The organism is Mesorhizobium neociceri (genome assembly GCF_013520985.1).
In the GTDB taxonomy this organism is placed as follows: Bacteria; Pseudomonadota; Alphaproteobacteria; order Rhizobiales; family Rhizobiaceae; genus Mesorhizobium; species Mesorhizobium neociceri.
The window spans coordinates 149430-163710 of record NZ_JACDTY010000005.1; the positions used below are offsets into that span (position 1 = coordinate 149430).

23 protein-coding genes are annotated in these 14281 nt (G+C 62.8%); 14 read left to right on the forward strand and 9 right to left on the reverse strand.

Going from position 1 to position 14281, the window contains the following annotated elements; translation table 11 throughout:
* The first annotated feature begins 14 nt into the window (after positions 1-14).
* Positions 15-962, forward strand: a complete 948-nt coding sequence (locus H0241_RS13030) for an agmatinase (RefSeq protein WP_181057961.1) — start codon at positions 15-17, stop codon at positions 960-962.
* 196 nt (positions 963-1158) lie between these two features.
* Positions 1159-1560 (forward strand): hypothetical protein, encoded by a 402-nt coding sequence (locus H0241_RS13035; RefSeq protein ID WP_142869343.1) that lies wholly within the window; start codon positions 1159-1161, stop codon positions 1558-1560.
* Positions 1561-1565: 5 nt separating this feature from the next.
* Here H0241_RS13035 and H0241_RS13040 read toward each other — a convergent pair whose 3' ends face one another.
* From H0241_RS13040 to H0241_RS13050, 3 genes are all read right to left on the reverse strand, one after another.
* Positions 1566-1997, reverse strand: a complete 432-nt coding sequence (locus H0241_RS13040; RefSeq protein WP_181057963.1) for a GlcG/HbpS family heme-binding protein — start codon at positions 1995-1997, stop codon at positions 1566-1568.
* Between the two features lie 184 nt (positions 1998-2181).
* The gene (locus H0241_RS13045; RefSeq protein WP_023670152.1) at positions 2182-2415 is read right to left on the reverse strand and encodes a hypothetical protein; all 234 of its coding nucleotides are present in this window, start codon (positions 2413-2415) and stop codon (positions 2182-2184) included.
* Positions 2416-2494: 79 nt separating this feature from the next.
* Positions 2495-3022, reverse strand: coding sequence for a winged helix-turn-helix transcriptional regulator (locus H0241_RS13050; RefSeq protein WP_181057965.1), 528 nt, complete (start codon positions 3020-3022; stop codon positions 2495-2497).
* Positions 3023-3124: 102 nt separating this feature from the next.
* Here H0241_RS13050 and H0241_RS13055 point away from each other — a divergent pair, with 102 nt between their 5' ends.
* The 4 genes from H0241_RS13055 to H0241_RS13070 all read left to right on the forward strand — a co-directional run bounded on the left by H0241_RS13055 (position 3125) and on the right by H0241_RS13070 (position 5548).
* Positions 3125-3952 carry an alpha/beta fold hydrolase gene (locus H0241_RS13055; protein ID WP_181057967.1) on the forward strand — a complete coding sequence of 276 codons (828 nt, stop codon included), beginning with the start codon at positions 3125-3127 and terminating at the stop codon, positions 3950-3952.
* A gap of 119 nt (positions 3953-4071) precedes the next feature.
* Positions 4072-4728, forward strand: coding sequence for a glutathione S-transferase family protein (locus H0241_RS13060; protein WP_181057969.1), 657 nt, complete (start codon positions 4072-4074; stop codon positions 4726-4728).
* A 5-nt stretch (positions 4729-4733) separates the two neighbouring features.
* Positions 4734-5072 (forward strand): ArsR/SmtB family transcription factor, encoded by a 339-nt coding sequence (locus H0241_RS13065; RefSeq protein ID WP_181057971.1) that lies wholly within the window; start codon positions 4734-4736, stop codon positions 5070-5072.
* 11 nt (positions 5073-5083) lie between these two features.
* Positions 5084-5548, forward strand: coding sequence for an SRPBCC family protein (locus tag H0241_RS13070; RefSeq protein ID WP_181057973.1), 465 nt, complete (start codon positions 5084-5086; stop codon positions 5546-5548).
* Positions 5549-5578: 30 nt separating this feature from the next.
* Here the strand turns inward: H0241_RS13070 and H0241_RS13075 are convergent, their stop codons facing one another.
* The 3 genes from H0241_RS13075 to H0241_RS13085 are packed head-to-tail and all read right to left on the reverse strand — an operon-like array spanning position 5579 to position 7403.
* Positions 5579-5842: an ArsR/SmtB family transcription factor gene (locus H0241_RS13075; RefSeq protein WP_181057975.1), complete on the reverse strand. Its 264-nt coding sequence runs from the start codon at positions 5840-5842 to the stop codon at positions 5579-5581.
* Between the two features lie 32 nt (positions 5843-5874).
* Positions 5875-7299: an MFS transporter gene (locus H0241_RS13080; protein ID WP_328824688.1), complete on the reverse strand. Its 1425-nt coding sequence runs from the start codon at positions 7297-7299 to the stop codon at positions 5875-5877.
* Positions 7209-7403: a DUF1192 domain-containing protein gene (locus tag H0241_RS13085; RefSeq protein WP_112559543.1), complete on the reverse strand. Its 195-nt coding sequence runs from the start codon at positions 7401-7403 to the stop codon at positions 7209-7211. Before H0241_RS13085 ends, H0241_RS13080 begins: the two co-directional genes overlap by 91 nt.
* Before the next feature lie 144 nt (positions 7404-7547).
* Between H0241_RS13085 and H0241_RS13090 the strand changes: the two genes are divergently transcribed.
* From H0241_RS13090 to H0241_RS13100, 3 genes are all read left to right on the forward strand, one after another.
* Positions 7548-8558 (forward strand): NAD(P)H-quinone oxidoreductase, encoded by a 1011-nt coding sequence (locus H0241_RS13090; RefSeq protein WP_181057979.1) that lies wholly within the window; start codon positions 7548-7550, stop codon positions 8556-8558.
* A 358-nt stretch (positions 8559-8916) separates the two neighbouring features.
* On the forward strand, positions 8917-9057 hold the full coding sequence (locus tag H0241_RS13095; RefSeq protein ID WP_112393407.1) for a DUF1127 domain-containing protein: 141 nt from the start codon (positions 8917-8919) through the stop codon (positions 9055-9057).
* A 321-nt stretch (positions 9058-9378) separates the two neighbouring features.
* Positions 9379-10071, forward strand: a complete 693-nt coding sequence (locus H0241_RS13100) for a DUF1013 domain-containing protein (protein ID WP_044548374.1) — start codon at positions 9379-9381, stop codon at positions 10069-10071.
* 61 nt (positions 10072-10132) lie between these two features.
* On the opposite strand, the gene H0241_RS13105 is transcribed toward H0241_RS13100, so the two are convergent.
* The 3 genes from H0241_RS13105 to H0241_RS13115 form a co-directional block, all read right to left on the reverse strand.
* Entirely contained in the window at positions 10133-10852 is a 720-nt protein-coding gene (locus tag H0241_RS13105; RefSeq protein WP_065518138.1) for a helix-turn-helix transcriptional regulator, read from the reverse strand.
* Between the two features lie 132 nt (positions 10853-10984).
* Positions 10985-11395, reverse strand: coding sequence for a hypothetical protein (locus tag H0241_RS13110; RefSeq protein ID WP_181057981.1), 411 nt, complete (start codon positions 11393-11395; stop codon positions 10985-10987).
* Positions 11396-11579: 184 nt separating this feature from the next.
* Positions 11580-11750 (reverse strand): hypothetical protein, encoded by a 171-nt coding sequence (locus H0241_RS13115; RefSeq protein WP_181057983.1) that lies wholly within the window; start codon positions 11748-11750, stop codon positions 11580-11582.
* A 209-nt stretch (positions 11751-11959) separates the two neighbouring features.
* Between H0241_RS13115 and H0241_RS13120 the strand changes: the two genes are divergently transcribed.
* The 5 genes from H0241_RS13120 to H0241_RS13140 all read left to right on the forward strand — a co-directional run bounded on the left by H0241_RS13120 (position 11960) and on the right by H0241_RS13140 (position 14277).
* Entirely contained in the window at positions 11960-12295 is a 336-nt protein-coding gene (locus H0241_RS13120; protein ID WP_181057985.1) for an ArsR/SmtB family transcription factor, read from the forward strand.
* The gene (locus H0241_RS13125; protein WP_181057987.1) at positions 12292-12762 is read left to right on the forward strand and encodes an SRPBCC domain-containing protein; all 471 of its coding nucleotides are present in this window, start codon (positions 12292-12294) and stop codon (positions 12760-12762) included. The genes H0241_RS13120 and H0241_RS13125 overlap by 4 nt, the downstream gene beginning before the upstream one ends.
* Complete coding sequence (locus tag H0241_RS13130; RefSeq protein WP_181057989.1) at positions 12755-13210, forward strand: DUF417 family protein; 456 nt, start codon at positions 12755-12757, stop codon at positions 13208-13210. Before H0241_RS13125 ends, H0241_RS13130 begins: the two co-directional genes overlap by 8 nt.
* A 33-nt stretch (positions 13211-13243) precedes the next feature.
* Positions 13244-14026: an SDR family NAD(P)-dependent oxidoreductase gene (locus tag H0241_RS13135; protein ID WP_181057991.1), complete on the forward strand. Its 783-nt coding sequence runs from the start codon at positions 13244-13246 to the stop codon at positions 14024-14026.
* Positions 14027-14115: 89 nt separating this feature from the next.
* Positions 14116-14277: a hypothetical protein gene (locus tag H0241_RS13140; protein ID WP_181057993.1), complete on the forward strand. Its 162-nt coding sequence runs from the start codon at positions 14116-14118 to the stop codon at positions 14275-14277.
* Positions 14278-14281: the final 4 nt, after the last annotated feature.

The window sequence follows — 14281 nt, forward strand, 5'->3', positions numbered from 1 at the left end:
TTCAGAGGACAAGCATGACCAAGCTCACCACAGCACCACGCGATGTCTTCCAGACCTTCATGAATTTCCCGTTGGTCGAGGATCTCGATGCGGTGAAGGCTGATATCGCCATCATCGGCATGGCTTACGGCAGTCCCTATACGATCGATGAGCTGATCAACGACCAGACCAACGCGCCGACCGCGGTGCGGCGCGCCTCGCAGCGCATCAGCCTGGGGCTCGACCGCTATGATTTCGACATTGGCGGAACCCTGTTCGACGGACAGGATGTCAAGGTGGTCGATGTCGGCGATATCCCCGGCGATGCCGCCGGCGGCCACTACGGGCGGGCCGAAGCGGCGATCCGCAAGATCCGCGCCGCCGGCGCCTTGCCGATCACCATTGGCGGTGATCATGGCATTCCGATCCCGATCTTTCGTGCGTTTGACGGCGAAGGGCCGATCACTCTGGTGCAGATCGATGCCCATCTCGACTGGCGCGACAACGTCAACGGCGTCAGGGAAGGCTATTCCAGCCCCATCCGCCGCGCTTCGGAGATGGCGCATATCGACAGGATTTTCCAGCTAGGCATCCGTGGCCAGGGCAGTGCCCGACTCGAGGAGGTCGAGGCGGCACGCGCCTATGGCTCCAACATCGTCACCGCCAATGAATGGCAGGACATCGGCACGGCGGCGCTGCTCAAGCGCATCCCGGATGGCGGCCGCTACTACCTGACCATCGACGCCGACGGTCTGGATCCCGCGGTCATGCCGGCAGTCGAGGGGCCGGCGCCAGGCGGGGTCAGCTATCGGCAGACGATCGAGCTGATCAAGGGGCTGTTTGCCAAGGGGCGCGTCGTCGGCATGGACATTGTCGAGATCGCGCCGGCGCGCGATGTCAATGAGATCACCTCGATGACCGCCGGCCTTTTCATTCTCAATGCCATCGGCGCCGCCGTACGCACAGGCCAGTTCAAGCGCTGAATCCCGGCGTGTCGGGCATCAGTCGGAGCAATTGCGGCTGACAGTGTTGTTTCGCGTGGTCTTTTTCCGTGTTTGCGGCGCATGCGAAAATTCTTGACGAGGGACGGTTGGCGCATTCTACAGAATATGCCCCCATCGTTTACGCAATTCCCGTGGGAAAACCGCTTTTGCCCGGAATTGCTTGAGGAGACGCCTGATGTTCGGTGCCATCCCGCTGCTGATCGTGCCCTTCGTGGCCTACAATCTCGGACTCCTCGGAATATTCGGCAGCGGCGACGATCCGTGGGCGACCGAAATCTTCTCTTTCCGCATGATGTCTGGCGGGGTGTTTTCGATGACGCTCGGCGACCTGATGGTGGTGATCGGGCTGATCTTCCTGTTCCTCGAAATGGTGAAGTCGGTGCGCACCACGAACGCTTCGATCATGGACCATCTGTTGTCGACACTGGTCTTCGTGGCGTTCCTGGTCGAGTTCCTGCTGGTCAAGGGCGCGGCGCACTCGGTCTTCTTCACGCTGATGGTGATCGCGCTGTTCGACGTGCTGGCCGGCTTCTCGGTCTCGATGCGGTCGGCAAGCCGGGATATCAACCTCAACTAGAGCTCTCAGCCCGGATCGGCGGTGAAGCCCGCCGCTTCTATGCCGGCGATGGCTGCGGCCTCGTCATTGTCCGATGTGTCGCCCGAGATGCCGACGGCGCCGATGACGGCGCCGGCCTTGTCGCGGATCAGCACGCCGCCCACGACCGGCAGGACGCGGCCGCCCGAGACATCGGAAATGCCGGCGATGAGATGCGGCCGCTCCTTGGCGAAAGCCTCGACACGGCGCGAGCCCATGCCGATGGCGAGCGCGCCATAGGCCTTGCCGGCTGACATTTGCGGGCGCAGGAACGAGGCGCCGTCCTGACGCTGGAAGGCGACGAGATGAGCCCCGGCATCAAGCACGGAGACGCCGAGCGGCTTGAGCTTCAGCTCGGCGCCCTTGGCGAAGGCCGCGTCGATGATGTGCTTGGCTTTTTCGAGGGTCAGTGCGGTCATGGCTGTCTCCTGATCAAAACGCGTCAATTATCCGCCTGACACGGGAGATGCGAAATCCCGGTTGCGGTTGAAATTGCTTCGCGTGGGAAAGCGGAATGGCGGCGGCTCGGAACGTGCCGTTGACCGACACAGGATAGCGCTGCCGGCTTCCAGATCGGGCGTCGATGAAGAAGACCGCCGAGCGCTATTTCTTCTTGGCTCGCGCAGCTTTCTTGACTGGGGCGGCAGGTGCGTTGGCGAGGTCTTCCGCTTCCTTGGCAAGGCGCAAGGCCCGGAGCTTGTTGGTCTTGGCCTGGCGGGCGTCGGCCTCGGCGACGTACTCCGCCATTGCCTTCTGGCGGACGGTGGCGGCCTCTTCCTGCTTCTTGAAACGCATATCTGCCCGGGCGCGGGCAGTATCCTTAGAGTTCTCAACCAAGAGCGTTATCCAATCCCATAAATTATGTTTTTCAGCCCCTTGATAGCAGAGCCGCCCCATAAATGGGAAAATAAGTTGGTCAGGAGGCGGCGGCCTGGCCGGCGCTCGACGCCTTGCGAGCCACCACCGCCTCGTATCCGGCCTGCAATGTGGCGCGGACGGAAGGCCGCCCCGCCGCGGCGACTGGCGTCCCCAGATGGTCGTGGCGCAGCTCGTCCATGAATTGCTCCCACAGTGGCGGACCGCCCTTCTCCAGCAGTTCGGCGCGGATCGACAGCTCCTCGCTGACCGGCAGCCAGACGCGGCCCCAGGCGCCGAGATGCGCCATGATCGGCACCAGCGTGATGGCCATTTCGGTCAGGCTGTAGATCGCCTTCTGCTTGTGCGAGGGGTCATCGGCCTTGGTCAGCATGCCGAGTTCCATCAGCCGCTTCAGCCGGTCGGCCAGGATGTTGGAAGCGATGCCCTCGATCGAGCCGTTGAGCAGCTCGCGAAAATGGCGTTTGCCGCCAAAAATCATGTCGCGCAGGATGATCAGGCTCCAGCGGTCGCCGAACACTTCCAGCGACAGATTGATCGGGCATCCCGAGCGATGTTCGGTTTTCATCCGACTCTCCCCAAAAAAACCAGTTGCATTATCGTACCAGTTTTATTATCGTGCAACCGATTGCAAAACGCAATCAGTTTGAATGTAGGCGAGGAGATTCCCATGACAAAGACCGCAGCATCCGAAATCGTCTCCCAGACGTTTGGCGATCCCGGGGATCCAGCCATGCTGCTGGTCATGGGCGCCATGGCCTCGATGCTGTGGTGGCCGCAGGCGCTTTGCAAAAAACTCGCCGGCGAGGGCCGTTTCGTGATCCGCTACGACAACCGCGATACCGGCCTGTCGACCAAATATGCGCCGGGTGCCTACACATTCGACGACATGGCGGACGATGCCGCCGGCGTGCTCGACAGCTACGGCATAGCGAAGGCGCATGTGGTGGGGATGTCGATGGGCGGCATGATCGCGCAACGACTGGCGGTGAAACATCCATCGCGTGTCATCACACTGACGGTGATCAGCAGTTCGCCGGTGGGGATCGATACATCGCATCTGCCGGGGACGACCGCGGCCTATATGGAGCACTCGGCCGCCGGCGCAAAGGTCGACTGGTCGGACCGTGACCAGGTTGTCGGCTTCGTCGTCAAGGACGCCCACGCCATCGCCAGCACCGCGCATCCGTTCGATGAGAAGGCGATGAAGGCGTTCATTGAACAGGACTATGACCGATCCGGCGGCTTTTTGAGCGCGACCAACCATTTCATGCTGAAAGGTGGCGAGGATATGAAAGGGCGCCTGCGCGAGATCAAGGTCCCACTGCTCGTCATCCACGGCACATCGGATCCGATCTTTCCAGTCGAGCATGGCGCAGCCCTTGCCGATGCCGTCCCCGGCGGACGGCTTGTCCGCATCGAAGGCGGTGGCCACGAACTGCATTCCGACGATTGGGGCGCGATTGTCGCCGCCCTCGTCGCGCATACCAAACCCTGACAGGCGGTGGAGTTGGAACCTTGACTCACTCCACCTGTGACAATAGTTAAGTAATTACTTCAGTGTTTGGTAACAAGGCAACTCCAGCAACGACGAACTCGAAAACAGACGAGCAAAAAATGTCCCTGACGTTCCATTTCCATCCGCTGGCATCGTTCTGCTGGAAACCGCTGATTGCGTTTTATGAGAACGAGACGCCCTTCACGCCGGTCATCGTCGACCTCGGCGACGTGCAGTCGCGGGCGGCGTTCCTGAAGGTGTCGCCGACCGGCAAGATGCCGGCGCTGCGTGACGATGCGCGCAACCGCACGGTGCTGGAATCGACCATCGTCATCGAATATCTGGCCACCCACTATCCCGGGCCGGTCGAGTTCATCCCGGCCGAGGCTGACCTTGCTCTCCAGGTTCGCCAGGCCGACCGTTTCTACGATTTCTATGTGCAGGCGCCGATGCAGAAGATCGTCGGCGACAGGTTGCGGCCACAGGACAAGACCGATCCGTTCGGGGTCGAGGAGGCGCGTGCGCAACTGCGCAACGCCTATGCGATCGTCGAGGAGGAGATGCGCTCGAAAATCTGGGCGGCCGGCCACACCTTCACCATGGCCGACTGTGCGGCCTCGCCGGCGCTTTTCTACGCCAACAAGGTCGAGCCGTTCGGCGACAGCTATCCGGCGGTGAAACGCTACCACGACCGCCTGCTCAAGCGGCCGTCCTTTGCCAGGGTGATCGAGGAGGCGCAGCCCTACTTCAAGTTCTTCCCATACAACAACGGCTAGCCGCGATGTTGCACGATCCTGCCCAACTCGACCTGATGTTCCAGGCGCTTGCCGACCCGGCGCGCCGCAGCATGGTCGAACGGCTGTCGCGCGGGCCGGCCTCAGTCAGCCAGCTGGCCGAACCGCTGGCGATGTCGCTGTCGGCCGTCGTCCAGCATCTCAACGTGCTCGAGGCAAGCGGCCTGGTGCGCTCGGAAAAGCTCGGCCGTGTGCGCACCTGCCAGATCGCGCCGCAGGCGCTGCGCGGCGCCGAACACTGGATCAATGAGCGGCGGCTGACATGGGAGCGCCGGCTAGACCGGCTTGGCGATTTTCTCGCCGAGACCAAAGACTCAGAAAACTGAAGGAGGCCATTTTGACCGAACGATCCGTCGTCCACTCCACCTTCGTGCTTGAGCGCGTCTATCCGGCCGCGCCGGCGAAAGTCTATTTCGCGCTCAGCGATGCGGCCGCCAAGCGGCGCTGGTTTGCCGATCCGGACAGCCCACGACCCAGCCGCTACGAGATGGACTTCCGCGTCGGCGGCAAGGAGATCAATGTCGGCGGGCCCAAGGAGGGACCGCTCTATACCTTCGCCGCCACCTATCTCGACATCGTGCCCAATGAGCGCATCGTCTACAGCTACGACATGCTGGCCGGCGATGTCAGAATATCGGTGTCGCTGGCGACAATGGAGATCCGCCCGGAAGGCACAGGCACGCGCCTGGTGCTGACAGAGCAGGGCGCGTTTCTCGATGGGCACGACACATCGTCGTCGCGCGAGCATGGGACCGGTTTCCTGCTCGATGCGCTGGGCAAGGCACTGGCGGCGGGCACTTGAAAGCCCGGGAAAGCGAGTTTGGATCTCGGCCTATGCTTCCCAGAACTGGTCGAGCCAGATGTTGAGCTTGAGGAAGCCGGTATTGCTGACGGTATAAACCCGCCTCGTGCCTTCGGCCTTGGCCTGAACCAGGCCGGCGTCGAGCAACACTTTCAAATGCTGGGACACGGCCGGGCGGGAGACTGGCAGGCCCGAAGCCAGTTCGTTGACGGTTTTCGGGCCGCGCCGGAGCTCTTCCAGGAGATAGCGCCGGTTGGGATCGGCAATCGCCATAAAGGCGTCAGAAAAGATCATGCCTATACTTGTGGGGCAAAGCTTTTCAAATCTCAACCGTCGGCTTCCGCTTTTCTGAGCCGCAATGCTTCAGGGGTGACCGAGCGATCGGCCGGTTGCGTCTTGAAGGCATCGCGGTCTTCGATTGGCACCGGCGCGCGGCGGCTGATGCGCAGCAGCGTGTAGGCGGCGAGGCACAGATGCGCCAGCGCTGTGGCCAGGAACAGGCCTTCGGGGCGGAACCAGCCCATCAGGGCGGCGGCCAGCAAGGGGCCGATCATGGTGCCGAAACCGTAGAGCAGCAGCAGGCCGCCCGAGACTTTGACGAAGTCCTCGTCGCTGGCATGGTCGTTGGCATGCGCCACGGCGATCGAATAGAGCGTGTAGGCGAAGGCGCCGTAGGCGGCAGTGAGCACAATGACGAGAACCGAGGAGTGCGGTTCGAACAGGAAGATCAGGATGGCGAAAAGTGCGGCGCCGAAGGCAGCGCCCGCCAACACGAAACGACGGTCGGTCTTGTCGGAGAGGCGCCCGGCCGGAAGCTGCATGGCCGCGCCGGCAACAACGACAAGGCTCATCATCAGCGCGATTTCGGCCGTGGAAATGCCGATGCGGGCGCCGTAGACCGCACCCAGCGTGCCCCATGCGCCGTTGGCGATGCCGACCAGCAGGCAGGCGATCGCCGACACCGGTGAATTGGCGTAAAGCCCTTTGACGTCGAGCTTGACGTCCTGCAACGGCTTGGGAGACGAAGCCGTCGACACCGCGGTCGGGATCAGCGACAGGCAGAACAATATGCCGGTGATCATGAACAGGGAGGCCGATCTGACGTCGCCGCCGGCAACGATCATCTGGCCGCCCATGATCGAGGCATAGGTGACCATCATGTAGAGGCCGAAGACGGTGCCGCGGTTCTCGTTGGTGGCCTTCTCGTTCAGCCAGCTTTCGATGACCATGAACGCGCCGGCCATGGTGAAGCCGGTGAAGGCGCGCAGCAGGATCCAGACATATTCGTTGATAATCAGGCCGGTGAGCAGGGCGACGATGGCGCCCGACGCGGCAAAGGCGCCGAACGCCCTGACGTGGCCGGCGCGGCGCACGAGGCGCGGTGCGAAGAAGCAGCCGGTGACGAAGCCACCGGCCCAGGCCGTGCCCATCAGGCCGAGCGATGCGGTGGAAAACCCTTCGAGCTGGCCGCGCAACGGCAGCAGCAGGCCGTGCAGTCCCGAAGCCGCGAGCAGGAAAGCAGTGCCGCGAAGCAGCGAGAGAATCGGTCTGTAGCTTGCAAACATTGTTTGATCCGGCTGGAGGGGCTTGTCAGTTCTGAAGACAGGCGCATTCGGGCTTTTCGGCGGCGGATGCTCCGACGCCGAAACTAGCTCGAAAACTAACCGCGGCGAAACAGGGCTTCGGCCGCCGATTTGGTGCTGCCCTTGGTCTGCAGTTCGGCTTCCAGCCGGGCAATCTCGTCGCGCAATATGCCGATCCGCTCGGTCAGGTCACCGACCGAAAGCAGCGACAGATCCTGTCCGATTTCATGCGGCCTGGATTTCTTTTTGGGTTCGTCGTCGAAGATCGCCATCGTCGCTCCTCCCCGATCAGTATTGGCCTGATCAGTATTGGCCTGATTTGAGCATTTGCCTGATCCGGCAATCAGCATACATAGGGCAGGGGTGCTGATGCAAACAGCCGGCGACAGACCGGCAGGATCGGGACGGAAAATTTGATGGCGAGCGGACTTAAAATTCCGGCCAAAATGACGGCCATTGCAATTTCGCAACCGGGCGGGCCGCGGGTGCTGAAACCGGAAACGCGCGACGTGCCGGTGCCCGGCCCCGGCGAAATCCTGATCCGGGTGCGTGCCGCCGGCGTCAACCGGCCCGACGTTCAGCAGCGCAAGGGCGCCTATCCGCCGCCGCCCGGGGCGTCGGACCTGCCCGGCCTTGAGGCATCGGGCGAAGTGGCTGCCCTTGGCGACGAAATTTCGCGCTGGCGCATCGGCGACCGGGTCTGCGCGCTGACGCCCGGCGGCGGTTATGCGGAATATGTCAAGGTTCATGCCGGCAGCGTGCTGCCGCTGCCAGCCGGCTTCACCCACACGGAAGCGGCCGCGGTGCCGGAAAACTATTTCACCGTCTGGCACAATGTGTTCGAGCGCGGCGGCCTGAAGAAGGGCGAGACGCTGCTGGTCCATGGCGGCTCGTCGGGCATCGGCACCACGGCGATCCAGCTGGCGTCGGCCTTCGGCGCCTACGTCGTCACCACCGCCGGCAGCAAGGAGAAGTGCGACGCTTGCCTGAAGCTCGGCGCCGACCGGGCGATCAACTACCGAGAGGAGGATTTCGTCGCCGCGGTCAAAGATGCCACCGGCGGCAAGGGCGCCGACGTCATCCTCGACATGGTCGGCGGCGACTATGTCGCGCGCAACTACGAGGCCGCCGCTGTCGAGGGCCGCATCGTCCAGATCGCCGTCCAGGCCGGCGCGGTGGCGAGCGCCGATTTTTCCAAGATCATGGTCAAGCGGCTGACCCATACCGGCTCGACGTTGCGGCCACGCACGGTCGAGTTCAAGGCAGCGATCGCCGCTGCGCTGGAAGCGCAGGCGTGGCCGCTGCTCGGCGCCCGCAAGGTGTCGCCGGTCATGGACATGATCTTCCCGCTGGCCGATGCCTGGCGCGCGCATGAGCGCATGGAAGAGGGCGAGCATATCGGCAAGATCGTTCTCGACGTCGGCTAGGATGCTCCAATATTCAGATGAGGCCGGCCTGCGAATGGCCGATCCCTGCGCTTCCGGCCTTCGCCGGCCGAAGCCTGCATGAGTGGTTGCGGCAGTTAAGGCTAGGGCCCGCGTAGGCCGGTGCTCACGTACTTTAGTACGATCCGCTCCGGTTCTCGGTATCAGCCATTCTCGACTCGGCCTGACCTGGATCTCGGCACATCCTCCACGCTCGGCCTGTCGGCAAGATGAACAGACGCTTAATTGTGCAATGCAGCATTTGCATTGCCGCTATGCAAAGACGTCTGTTCAATTCGTGGGCAGCGCTGCCTATCTAAGCGTCATCGAAACGATTTGATCCAACAACTGGAGGACTACCATGAACCCGATCCGCGCTTTCCGTAACTGGCGTATGTACAACGAAACCGTGCGCGAGCTGAACAAGCTCAACGCCCGTCAGCTCAACGACCTCGGCATCAGCCGCGGCGACATCGAGCGGATCGCCCGCAAGGCCATCTAACTCGAAGCATGGTCGGCCGTAAGGCCGGCCATGTGCTGGAAGCAAGAGCCGTAGCAGACGTTTCCCGTCGCCGGTTCCGAGCCCGCTGGACCCTGTCCGGCGGGTTTTGTCGTTGGGGCCCTTTTTACGAGGGGCGTCAACGATCGCCGAGGCCGAGGCCCTTTCTGGCCTACACGCAGTCTGGCGCCCAGTGGCTGCGCCCTGCGCCAAAAACATTGCGAAACGGCGGCAGAGCGGTTATACAGGCCGCGAATTTCCCATTTTGGTGGCTCTAAACCACCGCCCGCGCGGGAACGCGGGCGAACGAGAAGGATTTTTGAAATGGCCAATACGCTGCTGATGCCCAAGGCGACCGCCGTCTGGCTGGTCGACAACACCGCACTCTCCTTCGAGCAGATCGCGCAGTTCTGCGGGTTGCATCCGCTTGAGGTCAAGGCGATCGCCGACGGCGAATCGGCGCAAGGCATCAAGGGCATGGACCCGATCATGACGGGACAGCTGACCCGCGACGAGATCGCGCGCGCCGAGAAGGATCCGAACCAGCGCCTGAAACTGTCCGACCCCAAGGTGCGGGTGCCGGAATCCAAGCGCAAGGGCCCGCGTTACACGCCGCTGTCCAAGCGTCAGGACCGGCCCAACGCCATCCTGTGGCTGGTGCGCAACCACCCGGAACTCAAGGACGCGCAGATTTCGCGCCTGGTCGGCACGACCAAGTCGACAATCGAACAGATCCGCGAGCGCAAGCACTGGAACTCCGCCAATCTGCAGCCGATGGACCCGGTGACGCTGGGTCTCGCCTCGCAGATCGACCTCGACATGGAAGTCAACCGCGCCTCACGCGGCCGCGAACAGGCGCAGCCTGTTGGCGACACGCTGCTGCCGGCGGCCCTGACCGAGCGCCTGGTGCCGGCGCCGGAGAAGCCGAAGGACGAGGATGCCGAGCTCGACGCCAACGCCGTGTTCGCCAAGCTCTCGGCGCTGAAGTCCAAGAACGAAGACGCCGACGACGAGTGAGGCCTGCGACCGCCCAACAAAAAGCCCGCTTCGAGCGGGCTTTTTTATTGTGCCTGCAGCGTCAGCTGCGCGCCGCCCGGTCCGGCGTCATGCCGTAATCCTCCGAGCGTTCGACCGCGCGGTAGAAGTCGGCGAGCTGCTTGCCGCGCTCCGGCTTGAAGATGCGGCCGGCGATGACCACCGAGGCGATGCGATCGATACGGAAGGCGCGGAAATCGTCACGCATCTCGCACCAGGCGACCAGTGTCCACACCTTGCCCCAGAACCACAGGCCGAGCGGCCGGATATCACGCGCAGTGCCGCGGCCGGCCTCGTCCGAGTAGTCGATGGTCAGCACTTGGCGCTTCTCGACGGCACGCTCGATCAGGTCGATCGCCTCGCGCGCGGCATCGCTCACCACCCACATCGGCGTGTGGATCTCGGTGCGAGCGATGCGGTCTTTTTCGGCGTCGGGCAGCACGGCGCCGATCTTGACCAGCGCCTCGTCGGCGGCACGCGCCATGGCAGCGCCGCCAAAGGCGCGCACCATGCGGGCGCCGGCGACCAGCGCGACGATTTCGTCACGCGTGAACATCAGCGGCGGAAGGTCGAAACCCTCCCTCATCATGTAGCCAACGCCCGCCTCGCCGTCGATCGGCACTCCGGTCGACTGCAAGTCGGCAATGTCGCGGTAGATGGTTCGCTCGGAAACCTCGAGCCAGGTACCGAGCTTCTGAGCGGTGACCAGCCGGCCACCGCGCAGGTGCTGCACGATCTGGAAGAGCCTGTCGGCACGGCGCATCGTATGGTCCCTCTGCGTGTTTCTTATGCATGCCGTTGCCCAAAACCGGTTTCGACTTTCGGGCGGCAGGCATGTCCTGTTTGATGCGTCTCGTTATCCCAAAAACCGCTGCGCACTTTTGGGCGACACGCATTATGGCTTCAGCCCTTCGCGCTTGCGCTGCGCGGCGACGAATTCCGCGCCGAAGGACAGTTTCTTCGTCGTCGGCGTGTTGGTGTCGAGTACACGCCAGAAGGGTGCTACGTCGCTCAGCGTCATGCCGCGCTCGATATCCTCATTGGCGGCTTCGGCGACGGTGCGCAGATGATAGCCGATGGTGACCGGACATGTCACTTGCGCCCCGTGCTCAATGGCGAGCGCGGTGCGCAAGGCGCGGACGTCCATCTCGACCCCGTTGGGGATCGTGCGGATGAAATCATCGACCTGGCGGGCCGTCGGCACAAGCATCGGCTGGCCCTCGACGACATCGCCCATCGTGCGCGGCGTCGGCTTCACGCCATTCATGCCCGGCGTGTTCAGCCTGTCGTTCCAGCTTTTCACCATTCATGTCTCCTGACACGTTTATGGCATGGTGCTCCTGACAGCATTCTGTCAGGAGCCTTCAGCATTGTCCGTGGCAAGTGCCGAAAGATTCAGCACCTGCCCGCATGCATCGCTGCCTGCGCGTCATGTCTTTGATCTGGGTGTGGCGATGGCTGCATCCAAGCATTGCCATGAAAAAATCGCCTCAGACCTCACGGATACGGCCGCGACCCTGATACATATCGGGCCAGCCAATGTCCTTGCGGATGTCCGCCGGCAAAGAATTCATGAAGCGCTGGGTACGGACTTCATTGCGCATCGTGCGGATCTTGCCGACATAGTGCTGTACGCTGTTCAAAATACCAAAGCTGTTCATGACCATCTCCTCTTCTCTGATGGAGACACTATCGCATTCCCCTCCTGACAGCAGTCTGTCAGGAGCCTGTCGGCATCCCGTGACTTTTTTCACCCTGGAATCGTCGGCAAGCGTCTGCGTCAAAAAAGGAGATCGCTTCCTGGCTTGTTGACAGCATGAACATCCGTCTGTATCTAACATGAATGTTAAATAACAAAATGGTTAGATAGTTGCAAACAGACCCGCTTACCGCCACATTCGCGGCCCTTGCCGATCCGACACGCCGCGCCATCCTTGCGAGGCTGGCGACGGGCGAGGCGACCGTGACCGAGCTGGCCGAACCGTTCGAGATCAGCGGTCCGGCTATATCGAGACATCTCAAGGTATTGGCGCGTGCCGGCCTGATAAGCCGCGGCCGCGATGCGCAGTGGCGGCCGTGCCGGCTCGAAGTCGACCGGCTGCAAGGCGTGGACCAATGGCTCCAGCATTACCGGCAGCTCTGGGATGGCCGCTTCGACCAGATGGATGACTATTTGCGAGCGCTGCAGAAGGGGGAGGACAAATGACGGACCCGGCAACTGACCGGCACGATGCACGCCAGCGGGCGCTGACGATCACCCGAGTCTTCGAGGCGCCACGGGCGCTTGTCTACAAGATGTGGACCGAGCCGCACCATATGAAACGCTGGTGGGGTCCGCGCGGCTACACCACCTTGTCGGCGCAGGTGGATATGCGGTTGGGAGGGTTCTGGCGGGTCCATTCGCGCAAATACGATGGCACCGAGGTGGCCGAACAGGGCGTGTTTCGCCAGATCGTCGAGGCGGAGCGGCTGGTCTTCACCCACGCCTGGGAAGAGGGCGATGGCAATCTTGGCCACGAAACGCTGGTGACGCTGACGTTCACCGGCGATGGCGACAAGACGGTCATGACCTTCCACCAGGCAGACTTCCTGACAGTCGAGAGCCGCGACGGCCACCTGCAGGGCTGGGGTGAGAGTTTCGACATGCTGAAGGAGTATCTCGGCAATGCGTGACGCCAGCACAAACATCCTGAAAATCGGCCGCTTCATCGCCTTAGCCGGCGTCGTGCTGCCGCTGCTGTTGATCGGCGGTCTCAAATTCACCCAGACAGAGGTCGAAGCACTCAAGCCGCTGATCGGTGGAACACCGTGGCTGGCATGGCTCTATCCGCTGTTCGGTGAGGCCGGTGCGTCGTATTTTCTTGGCGTCGTGGAGATTGCTACGGCCTTGCTGCTGGTGGCTTCGCCGTGGACGGCACGAGCAGGTGTGGTCGCAGGGGCGCTGGCGACTTTCACCTTTCTCACCACGTGTTCGATCATGTTGGCATTGCCGATCTGGGACCCTGCGCTGGGCTTCCCGGCGCTTGGACCGCTCGGATCGTTTCTGATCAAGGATGTTGCCTTGCTCGGCATCGCGGTCGTGGTGCTTGGCGAAAGTCTTGGCCGTCTCCGCTCCGCGTGAGCCAACCGCAAAAAACGAGAGGCGTAAAAAAACATGCTGCTCTCTGACAAAGTTGCCGTCATCTATGGCGGCGGTGGATCAATTGGCGGCGCGGTTGCCAGGACCTTTGCCAGGGAAGGCGCACGGGTCTTTCTTGCCGGCAGGACGCGCGAGAAGGTCGAGGCGGTGGCGCAGGCCATCCGCCAGACGGACGGGCACGCTGAAGCGGATCAGGTCGATGCGCTCGATGAGGCGGCAGTCGGGCGGCATGTCGAGGCCGTTGCCGAGCGGGCCGGCCGGATCGACATTCTCTTCAACGCGATCGGCACCGAGGACATCCAGGGCACGCCGCTGGTCGATATGCAGCTCGCCGATTTCATGCAGCCGATCCGCAAGGCGGCGGCCAGCCAATTCATCACCGCGCGGGCGGTGGCGCTGCACATGACGAAACACGGCAGCGGCGTCATCCTGACAATCACGGCCGGTCCGCCCGAGGCGGTGCGCGAGATCGGCGGTTTCGGCCCGGCCTGCCACCTGATCGAAGGGCTATGGCGCGGCCTGGCGGCAGAACTTGCGCCGCATGGCATCCGCGCGATCTGCCTGCGTTCGGCGGGGTCGCCCGATTCTCCGGATTTCCAGGAGATGGTGCGCCAGCATGTCGCCGTGTCGGGCGCCAGTCGCGAAGCCTATCTGGCCGAACTGGGCGCTGGGACGCTGCAGAAGCGGCTGCCGCTGCTGGCTGAAGTGGCTGAAGTCGCGGCGATGATGGCATCCGACCGTGCCAGCGCCATGACCGGCACGTTCGTGCATGTCACCTGCGGATCGCCGGCGGGATAGAGGCGACTGCCTTAAGCCGCCAGTTTGGAGTTTCGGAGCGAACGCAGACAGCGCTTTGACAGCCGCCCGCAATGCTGGTCAAAGGCGGCATGTCGAAGCTTCTCGCCCTTGTCTTCATCGGCATCATGCTCATCCAGATCATCAAGCCGCTCGGTTGGCCGGGTCTGCGGCGGCGCGGCGATTTCTGGAAGCTGGCGCTGCTGGCCATGGCCGCCATCTCGCTGGCCGGCGTGCTCGGGCACTGGACATAGAGCG